31 protein-coding genes are annotated in these 17,819 nt (G+C 55.1%); all 31 read right to left on the reverse strand.

Annotated elements, in window-relative coordinates:
• Positions 1 to 125: 125 nt before the first annotated feature.
• The 31 genes from rplQ to rpsG all read right to left on the reverse strand — a co-directional run bounded on the left by rplQ (position 126) and on the right by rpsG (position 17,819).
• Positions 126 to 512: a 50S ribosomal protein L17 gene (gene rplQ, locus AC09SL_RS28330; RefSeq protein WP_003186009.1), complete on the reverse strand. Its 387-nt coding sequence runs from the start codon at positions 510 to 512 to the stop codon at positions 126 to 128.
• A gap of 42 nt (positions 513 to 554) precedes the next feature.
• Positions 555 to 1,556 carry a DNA-directed RNA polymerase subunit alpha gene (locus AC09SL_RS28335; RefSeq protein WP_003186012.1) on the reverse strand — a complete coding sequence of 334 codons (1,002 nt, stop codon included), beginning with the start codon at positions 1,554 to 1,556 and terminating at the stop codon, positions 555 to 557.
• A gap of 22 nt (positions 1,557 to 1,578) precedes the next feature.
• Positions 1,579 to 2,199 carry a 30S ribosomal protein S4 gene (gene rpsD / locus AC09SL_RS28340; protein ID WP_003176404.1) on the reverse strand — a complete coding sequence of 207 codons (621 nt, stop codon included), beginning with the start codon at positions 2,197 to 2,199 and terminating at the stop codon, positions 1,579 to 1,581.
• Positions 2,200 to 2,217: 18 nt separating this feature from the next.
• Positions 2,218 to 2,607: a 30S ribosomal protein S11 gene (gene rpsK, locus AC09SL_RS28345; protein WP_002555466.1), complete on the reverse strand. Its 390-nt coding sequence runs from the start codon at positions 2,605 to 2,607 to the stop codon at positions 2,218 to 2,220.
• A gap of 30 nt (positions 2,608 to 2,637) precedes the next feature.
• Positions 2,638 to 2,994, reverse strand: coding sequence for a 30S ribosomal protein S13 (gene rpsM / locus AC09SL_RS28350; RefSeq protein WP_003186020.1), 357 nt, complete (start codon positions 2,992 to 2,994; stop codon positions 2,638 to 2,640).
• A 130-nt stretch (positions 2,995 to 3,124) separates the two neighbouring features.
• Positions 3,125 to 3,241 (reverse strand): 50S ribosomal protein L36, encoded by a 117-nt coding sequence (rpmJ, locus tag AC09SL_RS28355; protein ID WP_002555468.1) that lies wholly within the window; start codon positions 3,239 to 3,241, stop codon positions 3,125 to 3,127.
• A 30-nt stretch (positions 3,242 to 3,271) separates the two neighbouring features.
• Complete coding sequence (secY, locus tag AC09SL_RS28360; RefSeq protein ID WP_015097035.1) at positions 3,272 to 4,600, reverse strand: preprotein translocase subunit SecY; 1,329 nt, start codon at positions 4,598 to 4,600, stop codon at positions 3,272 to 3,274.
• Entirely contained in the window at positions 4,601 to 5,038 is a 438-nt protein-coding gene (gene rplO / locus AC09SL_RS28365; RefSeq protein ID WP_003186032.1) for a 50S ribosomal protein L15, read from the reverse strand.
• A gap of 3 nt (positions 5,039 to 5,041) precedes the next feature.
• The gene (gene rpmD / locus AC09SL_RS28370; RefSeq protein ID WP_003186033.1) at positions 5,042 to 5,218 is read right to left on the reverse strand and encodes a 50S ribosomal protein L30; all 177 of its coding nucleotides are present in this window, start codon (positions 5,216 to 5,218) and stop codon (positions 5,042 to 5,044) included.
• A gap of 2 nt (positions 5,219 to 5,220) precedes the next feature.
• Complete coding sequence (gene rpsE, locus AC09SL_RS28375; RefSeq protein ID WP_003186035.1) at positions 5,221 to 5,721, reverse strand: 30S ribosomal protein S5; 501 nt, start codon at positions 5,719 to 5,721, stop codon at positions 5,221 to 5,223.
• Between the two features lie 3 nt (positions 5,722 to 5,724).
• Positions 5,725 to 6,075, reverse strand: coding sequence for a 50S ribosomal protein L18 (gene rplR, locus AC09SL_RS28380; RefSeq protein ID WP_003186037.1), 351 nt, complete (start codon positions 6,073 to 6,075; stop codon positions 5,725 to 5,727).
• 10 nt (positions 6,076 to 6,085) lie between these two features.
• The gene (gene rplF, locus AC09SL_RS28385) at positions 6,086 to 6,619 is read right to left on the reverse strand and encodes a 50S ribosomal protein L6 (protein WP_053125864.1); all 534 of its coding nucleotides are present in this window, start codon (positions 6,617 to 6,619) and stop codon (positions 6,086 to 6,088) included.
• Between the two features lie 12 nt (positions 6,620 to 6,631).
• The gene (gene rpsH / locus AC09SL_RS28390) at positions 6,632 to 7,024 is read right to left on the reverse strand and encodes a 30S ribosomal protein S8 (protein ID WP_017848802.1); all 393 of its coding nucleotides are present in this window, start codon (positions 7,022 to 7,024) and stop codon (positions 6,632 to 6,634) included.
• Positions 7,025 to 7,234: 210 nt separating this feature from the next.
• Positions 7,235 to 7,540, reverse strand: a complete 306-nt coding sequence (gene rpsN, locus AC09SL_RS28395; protein ID WP_003186042.1) for a 30S ribosomal protein S14 — start codon at positions 7,538 to 7,540, stop codon at positions 7,235 to 7,237.
• Positions 7,541 to 7,553: 13 nt separating this feature from the next.
• On the reverse strand, positions 7,554 to 8,093 hold the full coding sequence (gene rplE, locus AC09SL_RS28400; RefSeq protein WP_003186044.1) for a 50S ribosomal protein L5: 540 nt from the start codon (positions 8,091 to 8,093) through the stop codon (positions 7,554 to 7,556).
• 20 nt (positions 8,094 to 8,113) lie between these two features.
• Positions 8,114 to 8,428: a 50S ribosomal protein L24 gene (gene rplX, locus AC09SL_RS28405; protein WP_003186046.1), complete on the reverse strand. Its 315-nt coding sequence runs from the start codon at positions 8,426 to 8,428 to the stop codon at positions 8,114 to 8,116.
• An 11-nt stretch (positions 8,429 to 8,439) separates the two neighbouring features.
• Entirely contained in the window at positions 8,440 to 8,808 is a 369-nt protein-coding gene (gene rplN, locus AC09SL_RS28410) for a 50S ribosomal protein L14 (protein WP_002555479.1), read from the reverse strand.
• Between the two features lie 23 nt (positions 8,809 to 8,831).
• Positions 8,832 to 9,098 (reverse strand): 30S ribosomal protein S17, encoded by a 267-nt coding sequence (gene rpsQ / locus AC09SL_RS28415; protein WP_003194644.1) that lies wholly within the window; start codon positions 9,096 to 9,098, stop codon positions 8,832 to 8,834.
• Between the two features lie 2 nt (positions 9,099 to 9,100).
• Entirely contained in the window at positions 9,101 to 9,292 is a 192-nt protein-coding gene (rpmC, locus tag AC09SL_RS28420; RefSeq protein ID WP_002555481.1) for a 50S ribosomal protein L29, read from the reverse strand.
• Positions 9,292 to 9,705, reverse strand: a complete 414-nt coding sequence (rplP, locus tag AC09SL_RS28425) for a 50S ribosomal protein L16 (protein WP_003186052.1) — start codon at positions 9,703 to 9,705, stop codon at positions 9,292 to 9,294. Before rplP ends, rpmC begins: the two co-directional genes overlap by 1 nt.
• 12 nt (positions 9,706 to 9,717) lie before the next feature.
• Positions 9,718 to 10,404 (reverse strand): 30S ribosomal protein S3, encoded by a 687-nt coding sequence (gene rpsC, locus AC09SL_RS28430; RefSeq protein ID WP_003176422.1) that lies wholly within the window; start codon positions 10,402 to 10,404, stop codon positions 9,718 to 9,720.
• 13 nt (positions 10,405 to 10,417) lie between these two features.
• Entirely contained in the window at positions 10,418 to 10,750 is a 333-nt protein-coding gene (rplV, locus tag AC09SL_RS28435) for a 50S ribosomal protein L22 (RefSeq protein ID WP_003103908.1), read from the reverse strand.
• A gap of 11 nt (positions 10,751 to 10,761) precedes the next feature.
• Positions 10,762 to 11,037, reverse strand: a complete 276-nt coding sequence (gene rpsS / locus AC09SL_RS28440; protein ID WP_002555486.1) for a 30S ribosomal protein S19 — start codon at positions 11,035 to 11,037, stop codon at positions 10,762 to 10,764.
• A gap of 16 nt (positions 11,038 to 11,053) precedes the next feature.
• Positions 11,054 to 11,878, reverse strand: coding sequence for a 50S ribosomal protein L2 (rplB, locus tag AC09SL_RS28445; protein ID WP_003186055.1), 825 nt, complete (start codon positions 11,876 to 11,878; stop codon positions 11,054 to 11,056).
• A gap of 14 nt (positions 11,879 to 11,892) precedes the next feature.
• The gene (gene rplW, locus AC09SL_RS28450; RefSeq protein ID WP_002555488.1) at positions 11,893 to 12,192 is read right to left on the reverse strand and encodes a 50S ribosomal protein L23; all 300 of its coding nucleotides are present in this window, start codon (positions 12,190 to 12,192) and stop codon (positions 11,893 to 11,895) included.
• Positions 12,189 to 12,791, reverse strand: coding sequence for a 50S ribosomal protein L4 (gene rplD / locus AC09SL_RS28455; protein ID WP_003186057.1), 603 nt, complete (start codon positions 12,789 to 12,791; stop codon positions 12,189 to 12,191). The genes rplW and rplD overlap by 4 nt, the downstream gene beginning before the upstream one ends.
• Positions 12,792 to 12,803: 12 nt before the next feature.
• Positions 12,804 to 13,439 carry a 50S ribosomal protein L3 gene (gene rplC / locus AC09SL_RS28460; protein WP_003186059.1) on the reverse strand — a complete coding sequence of 212 codons (636 nt, stop codon included), beginning with the start codon at positions 13,437 to 13,439 and terminating at the stop codon, positions 12,804 to 12,806.
• Positions 13,440 to 13,519: 80 nt separating this feature from the next.
• Positions 13,520 to 13,831 (reverse strand): 30S ribosomal protein S10, encoded by a 312-nt coding sequence (rpsJ, locus tag AC09SL_RS28465; protein WP_003186070.1) that lies wholly within the window; start codon positions 13,829 to 13,831, stop codon positions 13,520 to 13,522.
• Between the two features lie 156 nt (positions 13,832 to 13,987).
• Positions 13,988 to 15,181 carry an elongation factor Tu gene (gene tuf, locus AC09SL_RS28470; protein WP_003186103.1) on the reverse strand — a complete coding sequence of 398 codons (1,194 nt, stop codon included), beginning with the start codon at positions 15,179 to 15,181 and terminating at the stop codon, positions 13,988 to 13,990.
• Positions 15,182 to 15,212: 31 nt separating this feature from the next.
• The gene (fusA, locus tag AC09SL_RS28475) at positions 15,213 to 17,318 is read right to left on the reverse strand and encodes an elongation factor G (RefSeq protein WP_058542711.1); all 2,106 of its coding nucleotides are present in this window, start codon (positions 17,316 to 17,318) and stop codon (positions 15,213 to 15,215) included.
• Positions 17,319 to 17,348: 30 nt separating this feature from the next.
• Positions 17,349 to 17,819, reverse strand: coding sequence for a 30S ribosomal protein S7 (gene rpsG / locus AC09SL_RS28480; protein WP_058542712.1), 471 nt, complete (start codon positions 17,817 to 17,819; stop codon positions 17,349 to 17,351).

Genomic DNA, 17,819 nt, shown 5'->3' on the forward strand with positions numbered 1-17,819 from the left:
CTTGCACCTCCAAGTCACCAGCGTGGCCACCACAGCCAAGCTGGTTGCGCTTACGCGCAACGCGCCATGCCTGGCGCACCAACAAAAAACCGGGCACAAGGCCCGGTTTTTTGTATGTTGCCGACTTACTCAGCGGATACAGCTTCACCGCTGGTAGCACGATCAACCAACTCGACGTACGCCATAGGCGCGTTGTCGCCAGCGCGGAAACCGCACTTGAGGATGCGCAGGTAGCCACCCTCACGGGTAGCGTAGCGCTTGCCCAGGTCGTTGAAGAGCTTACCAACGATAGCTTTCGAACGAGTACGGTCGAAAGCCAGACGGCGGTTAGCCAGGCTATCTGTCTTGGCCAGAGTGATCAGCGGCTCAGCAACGCGACGCAGTTCTTTGGCTTTCGGCAGTGTAGTTTTGATCAGCTCGTGCTCGAACAGCGACACCGCCATGTTTTGGAACATGGCCTTGCGGTGCGAGCTGGTGCGGCTCAGGTGACGACCACTTTTACGATGACGCATGGTTCATTCCTTACCAAACACAACGTTCGGTGATTACGACGATCAGGCAGTCGCCTTGTCGTCCTTCTTAAGACTTGCAGGCGGCCAGTTGTCGAGGCGCATGCCGAGGGACAGACCGCGGGAGGCCAGAACGTCCTTGATTTCAGTCAAGGATTTCTTGCCAAGGTTCGGAGTCTTCAACAGCTCTACTTCGGTACGCTGAATCAGGTCGCCGATGTAGTAGATGTTTTCCGCCTTAAGGCAGTTAGCCGAACGTACAGTCAGTTCCAGATCGTCAACCGGGCGAAGCAGGATCGGATCGATCTCGTCTTCCTGCTCGACAACCACTGGCTCACTGTCACCTTTGAGGTCGACGAACGCAGCCAACTGCTGTTGCAGGATGGTTGCAGCGCGGCGAATAGCCTCTTCAGGATCCAGGGTACCGTTGGTTTCCAGATCAATAACCAGCTTGTCCAGGTTGGTACGCTGTTCGACACGGGCGTTTTCCACCACGTATGCGATACGGCGAACTGGGCTGAACGAAGAGTCAAGCTGCAAGCGACCGATGCTGCGGCTTTCGTCTTCATCGCTCTGACGCGAGTCTGCCGGTTCATAACCACGACCACGAGCTACGGTGAGCTTCATGTTCAGGGCGCCGTTAGACGCCAGGTTAGCGATTACGTGATCGGGGTTAACGATCTCGACATCATGATCCAGCTGAATATCGGCAGCGGTAACCACCCCCGAACCCTTCTTCGACAAGGTCAGCGTAACTTCGTCACGACCGTGCAGCTTGATAGCCAGACCTTTAAGGTTCAACAGGATTTCAATTACATCTTCCTGTACACCTTCGATGGCGCTGTACTCGTGGAGCACACCGTCAATCTCGGCCTCGACTACTGCACAGCCGGGCATTGAGGACAACAGGATGCGGCGCAGCGCGTTGCCCAGGGTGTGGCCAAAACCACGCTCGAGAGGCTCGAGTGTGATCTTGGCGCGGGTTGGACTGACAACCTGCACATCAATATGGCGGGGTGTCAGGAACTCATTTACCGAAATCTGCATGGATGCACCTATTTTCTAGCCCTTACTTGGAGTAGAGCTCGACAATCAGGCTTTCGTTGATGTCGGCGGACAGATCACTGCGAGCAGGAACGTTCTTGAAAACGCCCGACTTCTTCTCAGTGTCTACTTCTACCCATTCTACGCGGCCACGTTGGGCACACAGATCGAGAGCTTGGACAATGCGAAGTTGGTTCTTTGCTTTCTCGCGAACAGCAACCACGTCACCAGCACGAACCTGGTAGGACGGAACGTTTACGGTCTGACCGTTAACGCTGATCGACTTGTGCGATACCAGCTGACGGGATTCGGCCCGAGTAGAACCGAAACCCATACGGTATACAACGTTGTCCAGACGGCATTCGAGCAGTTGCAACAGGTTTTCGCCGGTTGCGCCTTTCTTGCCAGCAGCTTCTTTGTAGTAGCCGCTGAATTGACGCTCGAGAACGCCGTAGATACGACGGACCTTCTGCTTTTCACGCAGTTGGGTGCCGTAGTCGGACTGGCGACCGCGGCGTTGGCCGTGGATACCAGGTGCTGCTTCAATGTTGCACTTCGATTCGATCGCGCGCACGCCGCTCTTCAGAAAGAGATCGGTGCCTTCGCGACGAGCGAGTTTGCATTTTGGACCAATGTAACGAGCCATTCTTTACAATCTCCTGGATTACACGCGGCGCTTCTTCGGCGGACGGCACCCGTTGTGCGGGATTGGCGTCACGTCGGTGATGCTGGCGATCTTGTAGCCACAGCCGTTCAAAGCGCGGACTGCGGATTCACGACCTGGACCTGGACCCTTGACGTTGACGTCGAGGTTTTTCAGGCCGTATTCCAGCGCAGCTTGACCAGCACGCTCAGCAGCTACTTGAGCAGCGAACGGGGTGGACTTGCGGGAACCGCGGAAACCCGAACCACCGGAGGTAGCCCAGGAAAGAGCGTTACCTTGACGGTCGGTAATGGTCACGATGGTGTTGTTAAAAGAAGCATGGATGTGGGCGATGCCATCAACCACTGTCTTTTTAACTTTTTTACGAGGACGAGCAGCAGGTTTTGCCATGATTAAATTCCTGTCGATTCGCTGGGGCGATTACTTGCGGATCGGCTTACGCGGACCTTTACGGGTACGCGCGTTGGTCTTGGTACGCTGACCGCGTACTGGAAGACCACGACGATGACGCAGACCGCGATAGCAACCGAGGTCCATCAAGCGCTTGATTTTCATGTTGATTTCGCGACGCAGGTCACCTTCAGTGGTGAACTTCGCCACTTCGCCACGCAGCTGTTCAATTTGCTCGTCGCTCAGATCCTTGATCTTTGCCGCTGGGTTAACCCCAGTCACTGCACAAATTTTCTGTGCAGTAGTGCGACCAACACCATAGATGTAGGTCAGCGAGATAACAGTATGCTTGTTATCTGGAATGTTGACGCCTGCAATACGGGCCATTCAGTGGGACTCCAATTGACAGCTACCTACGCCCCGGAAGCCAAGAAATAGGGCGCGAGATAATATCGCTGTAATAACAAATAATCAACCCGGCAGCGCACTAGCTGCCGGGCTTAAAGCACAATCACACTCAGCCTTGGCGCTGCTTGTGACGCGGTTCCGCGCTGCAAATTACCCGAACAACACCTTCGCGGCGAATAATCTTGCAGTTACGGCACAGCTTTTTCACCGATGCACGAACTTTCATCACCAACTCCTCGAACCTTATGGACGCTACTCAGCGCAACATGCCGCTGCCGTAGCCCTTCAGGTTGGCTTTCTTCATCAGGGATTCGTACTGGTGCGAAACGAGGTGCGATTGTACTTGGGACATGAAGTCCATCACAACCACGACCACGATCAGCAACGAGGTCCCGCCAAGGTAGAACGGTACGTTTGCCGCAACCACCAGGAACTGGGGCAACAGACAGACGGCCGTCATGTAAAGAGCACCGAACATGGTCAAGCGAGTCAGAACGCCATCAATGTAGCGCGCAGACTGCTCACCTGGACGGATGCCCGGAATAAAGGCACCGGACTTCTTCAGGTTTTCCGCTACGTCTTTCGGATTGAACATCAACGCCGTATAGAAGAAGCAGAAGAAAATAATCCCTGCACTAAACAGCAGAATATTCAACGGCTGACCAGGAGCGATCGACTGCGAGATGTCCTGCAACCAGCCCATACCTTCAGACTGGCCGAACCAGGCACCCAACGAAGCCGGGAACAGCAGGATGCTGCTCGCGAAAATAGCCGGAATTACGCCGGCCATGTTCACCTTCAACGGCAAGTGGCTAGTCTGCGCAGCAAATACCTTGCGGCCCTGCTGACGCTTGGCGTAGTGAACAGCAATACGACGCTGACCACGCTCAATGAACACCACGAAACCGATAATCGCTACTGCCAGCAGACCGATGGCAACCAGGGCGAAAATGTTGATATCACCCTGACGCGCAGACTCGAAAGACTGCCCGATCGCTCTCGGAAGACCGGCGACGATACCTGCGAAGATCAACATCGAGATACCGTTGCCAACACCACGCTCAGTAATCTGCTCACCCAACCACATCATGAACATCGCGCCCGCCACAAACGTGGTTACCGCAACGAAATGAAAGCTGAAGTCAGCAGTGAACGAAACGCCCTGCCCCGCCAAGCCGATGGACATGCCAATGGCTTGAACGAGAGCGAGGACGACAGTGCCGTAGCGGGTGTACTGGCTGATCTTGCGACGGCCAGCTTCACCTTCCTTCTTCAACTGCTCCAGCTGCGGGCTGACGGCGGTCATCAGTTGCATGATGATCGATGCCGAGATGTACGGCATGATCCCCAGTGCAAAGATGCTCATCCGCTCCAGCGCACCGCCGGAAAACATGTTGAACAAGCTAAGAATGGTCCCCTCATTCTGTCGAAACAGGTCCGCGAGTCGGTCCGGGTTGATACCTGGAACCGGGATGTGTGCGCCTATTCGGTAGACGATAATCGCCAGGAACAGAAAACGCAGACGAGCCCAGAGTTCAGACATACCGCCTTTGCCGAGCGCAGAGAGAGCACCTTGCTTAGCCATTTATTCCTCGAACTTGCCGCCAGCTGCTTCGATAGCCGCACGCGCACCTTTGGTGGCGCCGATTCCCTTTCCGATGGTGACAGCACGAGCAACTTCGCCCGACAGCATGATTTTCACACGCTGTACGTTCTGGTTGATCACGTTGGCATCCTTCAGGGACTGCACGGTGACGATGTCGCCATCCACTTTGGCCAGCTCGGACAGACGCACTTCGGCGCGGTCCATGGCTTTCAGGGAAACGAAACCGAACTTCGGCAGGCGACGATGCAGCGGCTGTTGACCGCCTTCAAAGCCTGGAGCAATGGTGCCACCGGAGCGGGAGGTCTGACCTTTGTGGCCACGGCCACCGGTCTTGCCCAAACCGCTACCGATACCACGGCCCGGACGATGCTTTTCGCGACGGGAACCCGGCGCTGGACTCAGATCATTGAGTTTCATCGATTAACCCTCGACACGCAGCATGTAGTAAGCCTTGTTGATCATCCCGCGATTCTCGGGAGTATCCAGGACTTCTACAGTGTGACCGATGCGACGCAGACCCAGACCCTTAACGCACAGTTTGTGGTTAGGGATGCGGCCGGTCATGCTTTTGATCAGCGTAACTTTTACGGTAGCCATGATCAGAAGATCTCCTTGACGCTTTTGCCACGCTTGGCGGCAATGGATTCAGGAGACTGCATTGCTTTCAAACCCTTGAAAGTGGCGTGAACCACGTTTACCGGGTTAGTCGAGCCGTAGCACTTGGCCAGAACGTTCTGAACGCCAGCAACTTCGAGGACAGCACGCATAGCGCCGCCAGCGATGATACCGGTACCTTCAGAAGCAGGCTGCATGTACACCTTCGAAGCGCCATGGGCAGACTTCATTGCGTACTGCAGAGTGGTGCCGTTCAGATCAACCTGGATCATGTTGCGGCGAGCAGCTTCCATTGCCTTCTGGATCGCAGCAGGCACTTCACGCGACTTGCCACGGCCGAAGCCAACACGGCCTTTACCATCACCCACTACGGTCAACGCAGTGAAAGTGAAGATACGGCCGCCTTTAACGGTTTTGGCTACGCGGTTAACTTGAACCAGCTTCTCAATGTAGCCTTCGTCGCGCTTTTGGTCGTTATTTGACATAACTTAGAACTCCAGCCCAGCTTCACGAGCAGCATCAGCCAGCGCCTTGACGCGGCCGTGGTACTTGAAGCCAGAGCGGTCGAAAGCCACCTGCGAGACGCCAGCGGCTTTAGCACGCGTAGCGACCAGCTGGCCAACCTTAGTGGCCGCGTCGATGTTGCCAGTGGCGCCATCACGCAGTTCTTTATCCAAAGTCGAGGCACTTGCCAGGACTTTGTTGCCGTCGGCCGAAATGACCTGGGCGTAGATGTGCTGCGACGAGCGGAACACGCAGAGACGCACGACTTCGAGTTCGTGCATTTTCAGGCGTGCTTTGCGAGCGCGACGCAGTCGAGTAACTTTTTTGTCGGTCATTTGCTATGCCCTACTTCTTCTTGGCTTCTTTACGACGGACGACTTCGTCCGCGTAGCGCACACCTTTGCCTTTGTACGGCTCTGGTGGACGGAAGTCGCGGATCTCGGCGGCCACTTGACCTACCAGCTGCTTGTCGATGCCCCGGATCAGGATATCGGTCTGGCTAGGAGTCTCAGCGGTGATGCCTTCCGGCAGTTCATAATCCACTGGGTGCGAGAAGCCAAGAGCCAGGTTCAGCACTGTGCCTTTTGCTTGCGCTTTGTAACCAACACCGACCAGCTGGAGCTTGCGCTCGAAGCCTTGGCTTACGCCTTGGACCATGTTGTTTACCAACGCACGAGTGGTACCAGCCATTGCGCGAGTCTGTTGATCGCCATTGCGAGCAGCGAAACGCAGCTCACCAGCTTCTTCAACGATCTCAACGGACGAATGGATGTTCAGTTGCAGAGTGCCCTTGGCACCCTTCACCGAAAGCTGTTGGCCTGCGAATTTGACTTCGACACCGGCTGGCAGCTTAACGGGGTTCTTAGCGACGCGTGACATGCTTATCCCCCCTTAGAACACAGTGCAAAGAACTTCGCCGCCGACACCGGCAGCGCGCGCAGCACGATCCGTCATCACACCTTTGTTGGTGGAGACGATAGACACGCCCAGGCCGCCGCGAACTTTCGGCAGATCCTCGACGGACTTGTACTGACGCAGGCCTGGACGGCTAACGCGCTTCACTTCCTCGATGACCGGACGGCCTTCGAAGTACTTCAGCTCGATGGACAGCAGTGGCTTGATTTCGCTGCTGATCTGATAACCCGCAATGTAACCTTCGTCCTTCAGGACTTTGGCAACAGCTACCTTCAACGTAGAAGATGGCATGCTTACGACGGACTTTTCAGCCATCTGGGCATTACGGATACGAGTTAGCATGTCCGCTAACGGGTCCTGCATACTCATGGGCTAGACGCTCCTAATACACAAAAAATTAGCCTTTCGGCTAGTACGTGTCGCCGAGCGCATCCGCGTAGTAAAAACACGGGCTCAGGCGAGCCGGGTATTCTAGACACACCCCACAAATGAATCAAGCCCCAATAGGGGCTTGATTCAAGTTCAAGGTCACCGACGGTCAGGATCTTGCGATCCCGAACGCCACGACTTTGACATTGCTTACCAGCTGGCTTTAACCAGACCTGGAACGTCACCACGCATTGCAGCTTGACGCAGCATGTTACGGCCAAGGCCGAACTTGCGGTACACGCCGTGCGGACGACCAGTCAGGCGGCAGCGGTTGCGCATGCGCGAGGCGCTTGCGTCACGTGGCTGCTTCTGCAGGGCTACGGTAGCTTCCCAACGCGCTTCTGGACTTGCGTTCAGATCAACGATGATAGCTTTCAGCGCTGCACGCTTGGTGGCGTACTTGGCAACGGTGAGCTGACGCTTCAGCTCACGGTTCTTCATGCTCTTCTTGGCCATTTTCCTACTCCAATCAGTTGCGGAACGGGAATTTGAAAGCGCGCAGCAGTGCGCGACCTTCATCATCCGTCCGAGCAGTGGTGGTCAGGGTAATGTCCAGACCGCGGAGAGCGTCGATCTTGTCGTAATCGATTTCCGGGAAAATGATCTGCTCTTTAACGCCCATGCTGTAGTTGCCACGACCATCGAAGGACTTGGCATTCAGGCCGCGGAAGTCGCGAACCCGAGGCAGGGAGATCGACAGCAGACGATCCAGGAACTCGTACATACGCTCACGGCGCAGGGTCACTTTGACGCCGATCGGCCAACCTTCACGGACTTTAAAGCCAGCGATGGATTTCCGAGCGTAAGTCACGACGACTTTCTGACCGGTGATCTTTTCCAGGTCAGCAACAGCGTGCTCGATGACTTTCTTGTCGCCGATCGCTTCGCCCAGACCCATGTTCAGGGTGATTTTGGTAACGCGCGGAACTTCCATCACGTTCGAAAGCTTAAGTTCTTCCTTAAGTTTCGGTGCGATTTCCTTCCGGTAAATCTCTTTTAGTCGTGCCATGGTCTTCTACCTAGCAGTGTTCAAGCATCAACCGCTTTTTGGGTCGACTTGAAGACACGAATTTTCTTACCGTCTTCTACTTTGAAACCAACGCGGTCAGCCTTGTTGGTTTCGCCGTTGAAGATGGCGACGTTGGAAGCGTGCAGTGGCGCTTCTTTCTCGACGATACCGCCCTGTACGCCCGACATCGGGTTAGGCTTGGTATGACGCTTGACCAGGTTCAGACCACCAACAACCAGACGGTTGTCAGCAAGAACCTTCAGCACCTTACCGCGCTTACCTTTGTCTTTGCCGGCGATCACGATGATCTCGTCGTCACGACGAATCTTTTGCATGTCGGATCTCCTTACAGCACTTCTGGGGCGAGCGAGACGATCTTCATGAACTTCTCAGTACGAAGTTCACGGGTCACTGGCCCAAAGATACGGGTGCCGATCGGCTCTTGCTTGTTGTTCAACAGAACAGCAGCGTTGCCATCAAAGCGGATGATGGAGCCGTCAGCACGACGGACGCCATGGCGAGTGCGGACTACGACAGCAGTCATCACTTGGCCTTTTTTCACCTTACCGCGAGGAATTGCTTCCTTGACGGTAACTTTGATGATGTCACCGATACCAGCGTAACGACGATGGGAGCCACCCAGCACCTTGATGCACATAACACGGCGAGCGCCGCTGTTATCGGCCACATCGAGCATGGATTGAGTCTGAATCATATAATTTCTCCGACCCCTAGCCCTTAGACTTCCACAGCGCGTTCGAGAACATCAACCAGCGCCCAAGACTTGGTCTTGGCCATCGGACGAGTTTCACGAATAGTGACTTTGTCGCCGATGTGGCACTGATTGGTTTCGTCGTGCGCGTGCAGCTTAGTCGAACGCTTAACGTATTTACCGTAGATCGGGTGCTTAACGCGACGCTCGATCAGAACGGTGATGGTTTTGTCCATCTTGTCGCTGACAACACGGCCAGTCAGCGTACGGACAGTTTTTTCGGCTTCAGCCATGATTACTTACCTGCCTGCTGGTTGAGCACAGTTTTCACGCGAGCGATGTCACGCTTAACTTGCGAGAGCAGATGAGACTGCCCCAACTGGCCAGTTGCTTTCTGCATACGCAGATTGAACTGGTCGCGCAGCAGGCCGAGCAGTTGCTCGTTCAGCTGCTGTGCTGATTTTTCACGAAGTTCATTCGCTTTCATCACATCACCGTCCGTTTAACAAAGGAGGTGGCGAGCGGCAGCTTTGCAGCAGCCAGGGCGAAAGCCTCACGCGCCAGCTCTTCAGAAACACCCTCGATTTCATACAGGACTTTGCCTGGCTGAATCTGGGCAACCCAGTACTCCACGTTACCCTTACCTTTACCCATACGAACTTCGAGTGGCTTCTTGGTGACAGGCTTGTCCGGGAATACACGGATCCAGATCTTGCCGCCACGTTTTACGTGACGGGTCAGAGCACGACGCGCTGACTCGATCTGACGAGCGGTGAGACGACCACGAGCAACAGACTTCAGCGCGAACTCGCCGAAGCTGACTTTGCTACCGCGCAATGCCAGGCCACGGTTGTGACCGGTCATTTGCTTGCGGAACTTCGTACGCTTTGGTTGCAACATTTGGCGTACCCCTTACTTAGCAGCTTTTTTACGAGGCGCTGGTGCTTGTGGCTTCAGCTCTTCTTGGCGACCACCAATTACTTCGCCTTTGAAGATCCAAACCTTTACACCGATCACACCGTAGGTGGTGTGAGCTTCGTAGTTGGCATAGTCGATGTCGGCACGCAGGGTGTGCAGTGGCACACGACCTTCGCGATACCATTCAGTACGTGCGATTTCAGCACCGCCGAGACGACCGCTCACTTGGATTTTGATGCCTTTGGCACCAATGCGCATTGCGTTCTGTACAGCGCGCTTCATAGCGCGACGGAACATTACGCGACGCTCCAGCTGCTGAGCTACGCTCTGCGCAACCAGCATACCGTCGAGCTCCGGCTTGCGGATCTCTTCGATATTGATGTGCACAGGCACACCCATTTGCTTGGTCAGGTCCTGACGCAGTTTCTCAACATCTTCACCTTTCTTCCCGATAACGATACCTGGACGAGCGGTGTGGATGGTGATACGTGCAGTCTGCGCCGGACGATGGATATCGATACGGCTTACGGACGCGCTTTTTAGTTTGTCTTGGAGATACTCACGCACCTTCAGATCAGCGAACAAGTAGTCCGCATAAGTCCGACCGTCTGCGTACCAGACGGAGGTGTGCTCCTTGACGATTCCCAGGCGAATGCCAATGGGATGTACTTTCTGACCCATCTCTTCGACTCCGTTACTTGTCAGCAACCTTGACAGTGATATGGCAAGACCGCTTGACGATGCGATCAGCACGGCCTTTGGCACGTGGCATGATGCGCTTCAGCGAACGCCCTTCGTTGACGAAAACGGTGCTGACCTTCAGGTCATCAACGTCTGCGCCTTCGTTATGCTCGGCGTTGGCTACGGCCGACTCCAGCACTTTCTTCATGATCTCGGCGGCTTTCTTACTGCTGAAAGCCAACAGGTTGAGCGCTTCGCCCACCTTCTTCCCGCGGATCTGGTCGGCGACCAAGCGGGCTTTCTGGGCGGAGATTCGAGCGCCCGACAACTTAGCGGCTACTTCCATTTCCTTACCCCTTAACGCTTGGCTTTCTTGTCAGCCACGTGCCCACGGTATGTGCGGGTACCGGCGAACTCGCCCAGTTTGTGGCCGACCATGTCTTCGTTCACAAGAACTGGGACGTGTTGGCGACCGTTGTGTACTGCGATGGTCAAACCGACCATTTGTGGCAGGATCATCGAACGACGCGACCAGGTCTTAACTGGTTTGCGATCGTTCTTTTCCGCCGCCACTTCGATCTTCTTCAGTAGGTGAAGATCAATAAAAGGACCTTTTTTCAGAGAACGTGGCACTGTCGTATCCCTCTATTTACTTGCGACGACGGACGATCATTTTGTCGGTACGCTTATTACCACGAGTCTTCGCGCCCTTAGTCGGGAAGCCCCATGGCGATACCGGATGACGACCACCAGAGGTACGACCTTCACCACCACCATGTGGGTGGTCAACCGGGTTCATGGCAACACCACGAACGGTTGGGCGAACGCCACGCCAGCGCTTGGCACCAGCTTTACCCAACGAACGCAGGCTGTGCTCGGAGTTCGAGACTTCGCCCAGGGTCGCACGGCATTCAGCCAGTACTTTACGCATCTCACCAGAACGCAGACGCAGGGTCACGTAGACACCTTCACGAGCGATCAGCTGAGCCGAAGCACCAGCGGAACGAGCGATCTGTGCGCCTTTACCTGGCTTCAATTCGATGCCGTGTACGGTGCTACCAACTGGAATGTTACGCAGTTGCAGAGCGTTGCCCGGCTTGATCGGTGCCAGGGCACCTGCGATCAGCTGGTCGCCAGCACTCACGCCTTTAGGGGCGATGATGTAGCGACGCTCGCCATCTGCGTACAGCAGCAGAGCGATGTGAGCAGTACGGTTTGGATCGTATTCGATACGCTCGACGGTGGCAGCGATGCCATCCTTGTCGTTGCGACGGAAGTCGACCAGACGATAATGCTGCTTATGACCACCACCGATGTGACGAGTGGTAATACGGCCATTGTTGTTACGACCACCAGACTTCGATTTTTTCTCGAGCAGCGGTGCGTGAGGAGCGCCTTTATGCAGCTCCTGGTTGACCACCTTGACCACAAAACGGCGGCCAGGGGAAGTCGGTTTGCATTTAACGATTGCCATGATGCACCCCTTCCTTACTCAGCACTGCTGCTGAAATCGAGATCTTGGCCTGGCTGAAGGGAGATAACTGCCTTCTTCCAGTCATTACGCTTGCCCAGACCGCGAGCAGTGCGCTTGCTTTTACCCAGAACGTTCAGGGTAGTCACGCGCTCTACTTTCACGCTGAACAGGCTTTCGACGGCCTTCTTGATTTCCAGCTTGGTTGCGTCGGTAGCAACCTTGAAAACGAACTGGCCTTTCTTGTCTGCCAGAACCGTAGCCTTCTCGGAAACGTGCGGGCCAAGCAGAACTTTAAATACGCGTTCCTGGTTCATCCCAGCAGCTCCTCGAATTTCTTCACGGCCGACACGGTGATCAACACCTTGTCGTATGCGATCAGACTGACCGGATCGGAACCCTGCACGTCACGAACGTCGACGTGTGGCAGGTTGCGAGCAGCCAGGTACAGGTTCTGATCAACAGCGTCAGACACGATCAGGACGTCAGTCAGGCCCATGCCGTTCAGCTTGTTCAGCAGATCTTTGGTTTTCGGTGCTTCAACAGCGAAGTCCTGAACCACGACCAGACGATCAGTACGCACCAGCTCAGCAAGGATGGAACGCATTGCTGCGCGATACATCTTCTTGTTCAGCTTCTGGGAGTGATCCTGAGGACGAGCTGCGAAAGTGGTACCGCCGCCACGCCAGATTGGGCTACGGATAGTACCGGCACGAGCACGGCCAGTACCTTTCTGACGCCATGGGCGCTTGCCGCCACCGGAAACGTCGGAACGGGTCTTTTGCTGCTTGCTACCTTGACGGCCGCCGGCCATGTAGGCCACGACTGCTTGGTGAACCAGCGTCTCGTTGAATTCGCCGCCAAATGTCAGTTCGGAAACTTCGATCGCTTGAGCGTCATTTACATTTAATTGCATGTCAGCTTCCCCTTAACCGCGAGCCTTGGCTGCTGGACGTACAACCAAGTTGCCGCCAGTAGCGCCAGGAACAGCGCCCTTGACCAACAACAGATTGCGTTCAGCGTCCACGCGCACTACTTCGAGGGACTGCACGGTCACGCGCTCAGCGCCCATATGACCGGACATTTTTTTGCCCTTGAATACACGACCAGGAGTCTGGCACTGGCCGATAGAGCCTGGAACGCGGTGGGATACGGAGTTACCGTGGGTGTTATCTTGCCCGCGGAAGTTCCAACGCTTGATCGTACCCTGGAAGCCTTTACCTTTGGACTGACCGGTTACATCAACCAGTTGACCAGCGGCGAAGATTTCAGCGTTGATCAGATCGCCGGCCTGGTACTCGCCTTCTTCAAGACGGAATTCCATTACGGTACGACCAGCGGCTACGTTCGCCTTGGCGAAGTGGCCAGCCTGAGCTGCTGTTACACGCGAAGCGCGACGCTCGCCGACAGTGACTTGCACTGCACGATAGCCATCGGTCTCTTCAGTTTTGAACTGGGTGACGCGATTCGGCTCGATCTCAATGACCGTGACCGGAATGGAGACACCTTCTTCGGTGAAAATACGGGTCATACCGCATTTACGACCGACTACACCAATAGTCATGTTGTAAACCTCATGAGTGTACGGGGCTTTCACCCGCTATGGCCGCCCATTTCAGAGCGTTACACGACTAAGACCGAGTCTTAGCCGAGGCTGATCTGCACTTCCACACCGGCCGCAAGATCAAGCTTCATAAGTGCATCAACGGTTTTATCCGTTGGCTGGACGATGTCCAGAACGCGCTTATGAGTACGGATCTCGTACTGGTCACGCGCGTCTTTGTTGACGTGCGGGGAGACCAGAACGGTAAACCGCTCTTTACGGGTAGGCAGTGGAATTGGACCACGCACTTGAGCACCAGTACGTTTCGCGGTTTCCACGATTTCCTGGGTGGATTGGTCGATCAGGCGATGGTCAAAAGCCTTCAACCTGATACGGATTTGCTGATTTTGCATTGGATTTCAGACTCCGGCTGCTATTCCCACCGGGCGCAATACGCCCGTTAAAAGGAGGCGCAATTCTATAGACGCCCCCGATAGGTGTCAACCCAATAAAAAAGCCCCCGCTAAGCGGAGGCTTTTTCAACTCATCAAGCTGACTCTATATGAGACTTACTCGATGACTTTGGCTACGACGCCAGCGCCGACGGTACGACCGCCTTCACGGATAGCGAAACGCAGACCGTCTTCCATCGCGATGGTCTTGATCAGAGTGACAGTCATCTGGATGTTGTCACCTGGCATTACCATTTCAACGCCTTCTGGCAGCTCGCAGTTACCAGTCACGTCAGTTGTACGGAAGTAGAACTGTGGACGGTAGCCTTTGAAGAACGGAGTATGACGGCCGCCTTCTTCCTTGCTCAGAACGTAAACTTCTGCGGTGAACTTGGTGTGCGGCTTGACGGTGCCTGGCTTGACCAGAACCTGGCCACGCTCAACGTCGTCACGCTTGGTGCCGCGCAGCAGCACGCCGCAGTTCTCGCCAGCACGACCTTCGTCGAGCAGCTTGCGGAACATTTCAACGCCGGTGCAGGTAGTTTTCTGAGTGTCGCGCAGACCGACGATCTCAACTTCTTCCTGGATACGGACGATGCCACGCTCAACACGACCAGTCACAACAGTACCGCGACCGGAGATCGAGAATACGTCTTCGATTGGCATCAGGAACGGCTTGTCGATAGCACGCTCTGGCTCTGGGATGTAGCTGTCCAGAGTTTCCACCAGCTTCTTGACAGCAGTGGTGCCCATTTCGTTGTCGTCTTGGCCGTTCAGAGCCATCAGAGCCGAACCGATGATGATTGGAGTGTCATCACCCGGGAAGTCGTAAGTGCTCAGCAGGTCGCGCACCTCCATCTCAACCAGTTCCAGCAGCTCAGCGTCGTCAACCATGTCAGCCTTGTTCAGGAAGACAACGATGTACGGAACGCCTACCTGACGGGACAGCAGGATGTGCTCACGGGTTTGTGGCATCGGACCATCAGCGGCCGAGCAAACCAGGATCGCGCCATCCATCTGGGCAGCACCAGTGATCATGTTTTTTACGTAGTCGGCGTGACCTGGGCAGTCAACGTGTGCGTAGTGACGCACGGCCGAATCGTATTCAACGTGAGCGGTGTTGATGGTGATACCGCGAGCTTTCTCTTCCGGGGCGCTGTCGATCTTGTCGAAGTCAACCTTGGCCGAACCGAAAACTTCGGAGCAGACACGGGTCAGAGCAGCGGTCAGCGTGGTTTTACCGTGGTCAACGTGACCGATGGTACCAACGTTGACGTGCGGTTTGTTCCGTTCAAATTTTTCTTTAGCCACGACAATTAACTCCTAGCTTAAAGGGGCTGAATCAGCCTTGCTTTTTGGTAACAGTCTCGACGATATGCGACGGAGCTGTATTGTATTTTTTGAATTCCATAGAGTAGCTTGCGCGACCCTGAGACATGGAACGAACGTCGGTCGCGTAACCGAACATTTCACCCAACGGGACCTCAGCACGAATCACTTTGCCGGAAACCGTATCTTCCATACCCAGAATCATGCCACGACGACGGTTAAGGTCGCCCATGACATCACCCATGTAGTCTTCAGGCGTAACGACCTCTACTGCCATGATCGGCTCAAGCAACTCACCACCGCCCTTCTGGGCCAGTTGCTTGGTTGCCATGGAAGCAGCCACCTTAAACGCCATCTCGTTGGAGTCGACGTCATGGTAAGAACCATCGAACACAGTCGCCTTCAGGCCGATCAGCGGATAGCCGGCAACAACGCCGTTCTTCATCTGCTCTTCGATACCCTTCTGGATCGCCGGGATGTATTCCTTAGGAACCACACCACCTACGACTTCGTTCACGAATTGCAGACCTTCCTGACCTTCGTCAGCCGGTGCAAAACGAATCCAGCAGTGACCGAACTGGCCACGACCACCGGATTGGCGAACGAACTTGCCTTCGATTTCACAGTTCTTCGTGATGCGCTCACGATAGGAAACCTGAGGCTTACCGATGTTGGCTTCGACGTTGAACTCACGGCGCATCCGGTCAACCAGGATGTCCAGGTGCAGCTCGCCCATGCCGGAGATGATCGTCTGACCAGTCTCTTCATCAGTCTTGACGCGGAAAGACGGGTCTTCCTGAGCGAGCTTGCCCAGTGCAATACCCATTTTTTCCTGGTCGTCCTTGGTCTTAGGCTCAACGGCAACCGAAATAACCGGCTCCGGGAAGTCCATGCGAACCAGGATGATTGGCTTGTCGCCATTGCACAAAGTTTCACCAGTGGTGACGTCCTTCATGCCGATCAAGGCCGCGATGTCGCCAGCGCGTACTTCCTTGATCTCTTCGCGGGCGTTTGCGTGCATTTGCACCATACGGCCTACGCGCTCTTTCTTGCCTTTTACAGAGTTGATCACGCCGTCGCCGGAGTTCAACACGCCCGAGTAAACTCGAACAAAGGTCAAGGTACCCACGAATGGGTCGGTAGCGATCTTGAACGCCAGAGCCGAGAACGGCTCGTTGTCGTCTGCATGACGCTCCAGCTCGACAGTCTCGTCATCCGGGTCAGTACCCTTGATGGCAGGAATGTCGGTCGGCGCAGGCAGGAAGTCGATAACGGCGTCGAGAACCAGGGGAACACCCTTGTTCTTGAAGGAAGAACCGCAAACAGCCAGGACGATTTCACCAGCGATAGTACGCTGACGCAGAGCGGCCTTGATTTCCTCATTGGTGAGTTCTTCACCTTCGAGGTACTTGTTCATCAGCTCTTCGTTGGCTTCGGCCGCAGCCTCAACCATGTTGCTGCGCCACTTCTCGGCTTCTTCCAGCAATTCAGCAGGAATGTCCTTGCGAACAGGGACCATGCCTTTGTCAGCATCGTTCCAGTAGACAGCCTGCATGTTGATCAGATCGATCTGACCCTGGAAGTTGTCTTCAGAACCGATAGCCAGCTGGATAGGCACTGGAGTGTGGCCCAGACGCTGCTTGATCTGACCGATCACGCGCAGGAAGTTGGCACCAGCACGGTCCATCTTGTTCACATAAACAAGACGCGGAACGCCGTATTTGTTGGCTTGACGCCATACGGTTTCCGACTGAGGCTCAACGCCCGAGGTACCGCAGAATACAACCACAGCGCCGTCGAGTACGCGCAGGGAACGTTCTACTTCAATAGTGAAGTCAACGTGGCCCGGGGTATCGATGACGTTGAAGCGGTGCTCGTCCTTGTACTGCTTCTCGGAACCCTTCCAGAAAGCGGTAATGGCAGCAGAAGTAATGGTAATACCACGCTCCTGCTCCTGCACCATCCAGTCGGTGGTCGCGGCGCCATCATGCACCTCGCCCATCTTGTGACTTTTGCCGGTGTAAAAAAGGACGCGCTCGGTGGTGGTGGTTTTACCAGCATCCACGTGAGCAACGATACCGATGTTACGGTAGCGGTTAATCGGTGTAGTACGAGCCATAAAGCCCTCGCAAATTGAGTGACGCTAAAATTAGAAGCGGTAGTGCGAGAAAGCCTTGTTGGCTTCAGCCATACGGTGCACGTCTTCACGCTTCTTAACTGCAGCACCTTTACCTTCAGCAGCGTCCAACAGTTCGCCAGCCAAACGCAGGGCCATGGACTTCTCGCTGCGCTTGCGGGCGAAGTCTACCAACCAGCGCATTGCCAGGGCGTTACGACGGGACGGACGAACTTCGACCGGAACCTGGTAAGTAGCACCGCCTACACGGCGCGACTTCACTTCGACCAGCGGAGCGATGGCGTCGAGAGCTTTCTCGAAGATTTCCAGGGGATCGCTGTTCTTGCGTTCCTTAACTTTGTCCAGTGCGCCATAAACGATACGCTCGGCAACGGCTTTCTTGCCGCTTTCCATTACGTGGTTCATGAACTTGGCGAGAATCTGGCTTCCGTATTTCGGATCGTCCAGAATCTCACGTTTGGCTGCTACGCGACGTCTTGGCAT

It is taken from the genome of Pseudomonas sp. PF05 (assembly GCF_056521845.1).

Coding starts and splice junctions, on each gene's coding strand:
- AC09SL_RS28335 (WP_003186012.1), bottom strand. CDS start 1,556: ATGCAGATTTCGGTAAATGAGTTCCTGACACCCCGCCATATTGATGTG.
- rplX (WP_003186046.1), bottom strand. CDS start 8,428: ATGCAAAAGATTCGTCGTGACGACGAGATCATCGTGATCGCCGGCAAA.
- rplN (WP_002555479.1), bottom strand. CDS start 8,808: ATGATTCAGACTCAATCCATGCTCGATGTGGCCGATAACAGCGGCGCT.
- rplE (WP_003186044.1), bottom strand. CDS start 8,093: ATGGCACGACTAAAAGAGATTTACCGGAAGGAAATCGCACCGAAACTT.
- rpsD (WP_003176404.1), bottom strand. CDS start 2,199: ATGGCTCGTTACATTGGTCCAAAATGCAAACTCGCTCGTCGCGAAGGC.
- rplD (WP_003186057.1), bottom strand. CDS start 12,791: ATGCAATTAAATGTAAATGACGCTCAAGCGATCGAAGTTTCCGAACTG.
- rplQ (WP_003186009.1), bottom strand. CDS start 512: ATGCGTCATCGTAAAAGTGGTCGTCACCTGAGCCGCACCAGCTCGCAC.
- rpmD (WP_003186033.1), bottom strand. CDS start 5,218: ATGGCTACCGTAAAAGTTACGCTGATCAAAAGCATGACCGGCCGCATC.
- rpsJ (WP_003186070.1), bottom strand. CDS start 13,831: ATGCAAAATCAGCAAATCCGTATCAGGTTGAAGGCTTTTGACCATCGC.
- rpmJ (WP_002555468.1), bottom strand. CDS start 3,241: ATGAAAGTTCGTGCATCGGTGAAAAAGCTGTGCCGTAACTGCAAGATT.
- rplP (WP_003186052.1), bottom strand. CDS start 9,705: ATGTTGCAACCAAAGCGTACGAAGTTCCGCAAGCAAATGACCGGTCAC.
- rplB (WP_003186055.1), bottom strand. CDS start 11,878: ATGGCAATCGTTAAATGCAAACCGACTTCCCCTGGCCGCCGTTTTGTG.
- rplF (WP_053125864.1), bottom strand. CDS start 6,619: ATGTCACGCGTCGCTAAGAACCCCGTTAAGCTGCCAGCCGGTGTCGAA.
- rpsE (WP_003186035.1), bottom strand. CDS start 5,721: ATGTCAAATAACGACCAAAAGCGCGACGAAGGCTACATTGAGAAGCTG.
- rpsQ (WP_003194644.1), bottom strand. CDS start 9,098: ATGGCTGAAGCCGAAAAAACTGTCCGTACGCTGACTGGCCGTGTTGTC.
- rpmC (WP_002555481.1), bottom strand. CDS start 9,292: ATGAAAGCGAATGAACTTCGTGAAAAATCAGCACAGCAGCTGAACGAG.
- rplR (WP_003186037.1), bottom strand. CDS start 6,075: ATGACCGACAAAAAAGTTACTCGACTGCGTCGCGCTCGCAAAGCACGC.
- rpsG (WP_058542712.1), bottom strand. CDS start 17,819: ATGCCAAGACGTCGCGTAGCAGCCAAACGTGAGATTCTGGACGATCCG.
- rpsN (WP_003186042.1), bottom strand. CDS start 7,540: ATGGCCAAGAAGAGCATGAAGAACCGTGAGCTGAAGCGTCAGCTCACC.
- fusA (WP_058542711.1), bottom strand. CDS start 17,318: ATGGCTCGTACTACACCGATTAACCGCTACCGTAACATCGGTATCGTT.
- secY (WP_015097035.1), bottom strand. CDS start 4,600: ATGGCTAAGCAAGGTGCTCTCTCTGCGCTCGGCAAAGGCGGTATGTCT.
- rplW (WP_002555488.1), bottom strand. CDS start 12,192: ATGAACCAGGAACGCGTATTTAAAGTTCTGCTTGGCCCGCACGTTTCC.
- rplV (WP_003103908.1), bottom strand. CDS start 10,750: ATGGAAGTAGCCGCTAAGTTGTCGGGCGCTCGAATCTCCGCCCAGAAA.
- rplO (WP_003186032.1), bottom strand. CDS start 5,038: ATGAAACTCAATGATCTGAGTCCAGCGCCGGGTTCCCGTCGCGAAAAG.
- rpsC (WP_003176422.1), bottom strand. CDS start 10,404: ATGGGTCAGAAAGTACATCCCATTGGCATTCGCCTGGGAATCGTCAAG.
- rplC (WP_003186059.1), bottom strand. CDS start 13,439: ATGACTATTGGTGTAGTCGGTCGTAAATGCGGTATGACCCGTATTTTC.
- rpsH (WP_017848802.1), bottom strand. CDS start 7,024: ATGAGTATGCAGGACCCGTTAGCGGACATGCTAACTCGTATCCGTAAT.
- rpsM (WP_003186020.1), bottom strand. CDS start 2,994: ATGGCCCGTATTGCAGGCGTCAACATTCCAGATAACAAGCATACTGTT.
- rpsK (WP_002555466.1), bottom strand. CDS start 2,607: ATGGCAAAACCTGCTGCTCGTCCTCGTAAAAAAGTTAAAAAGACAGTG.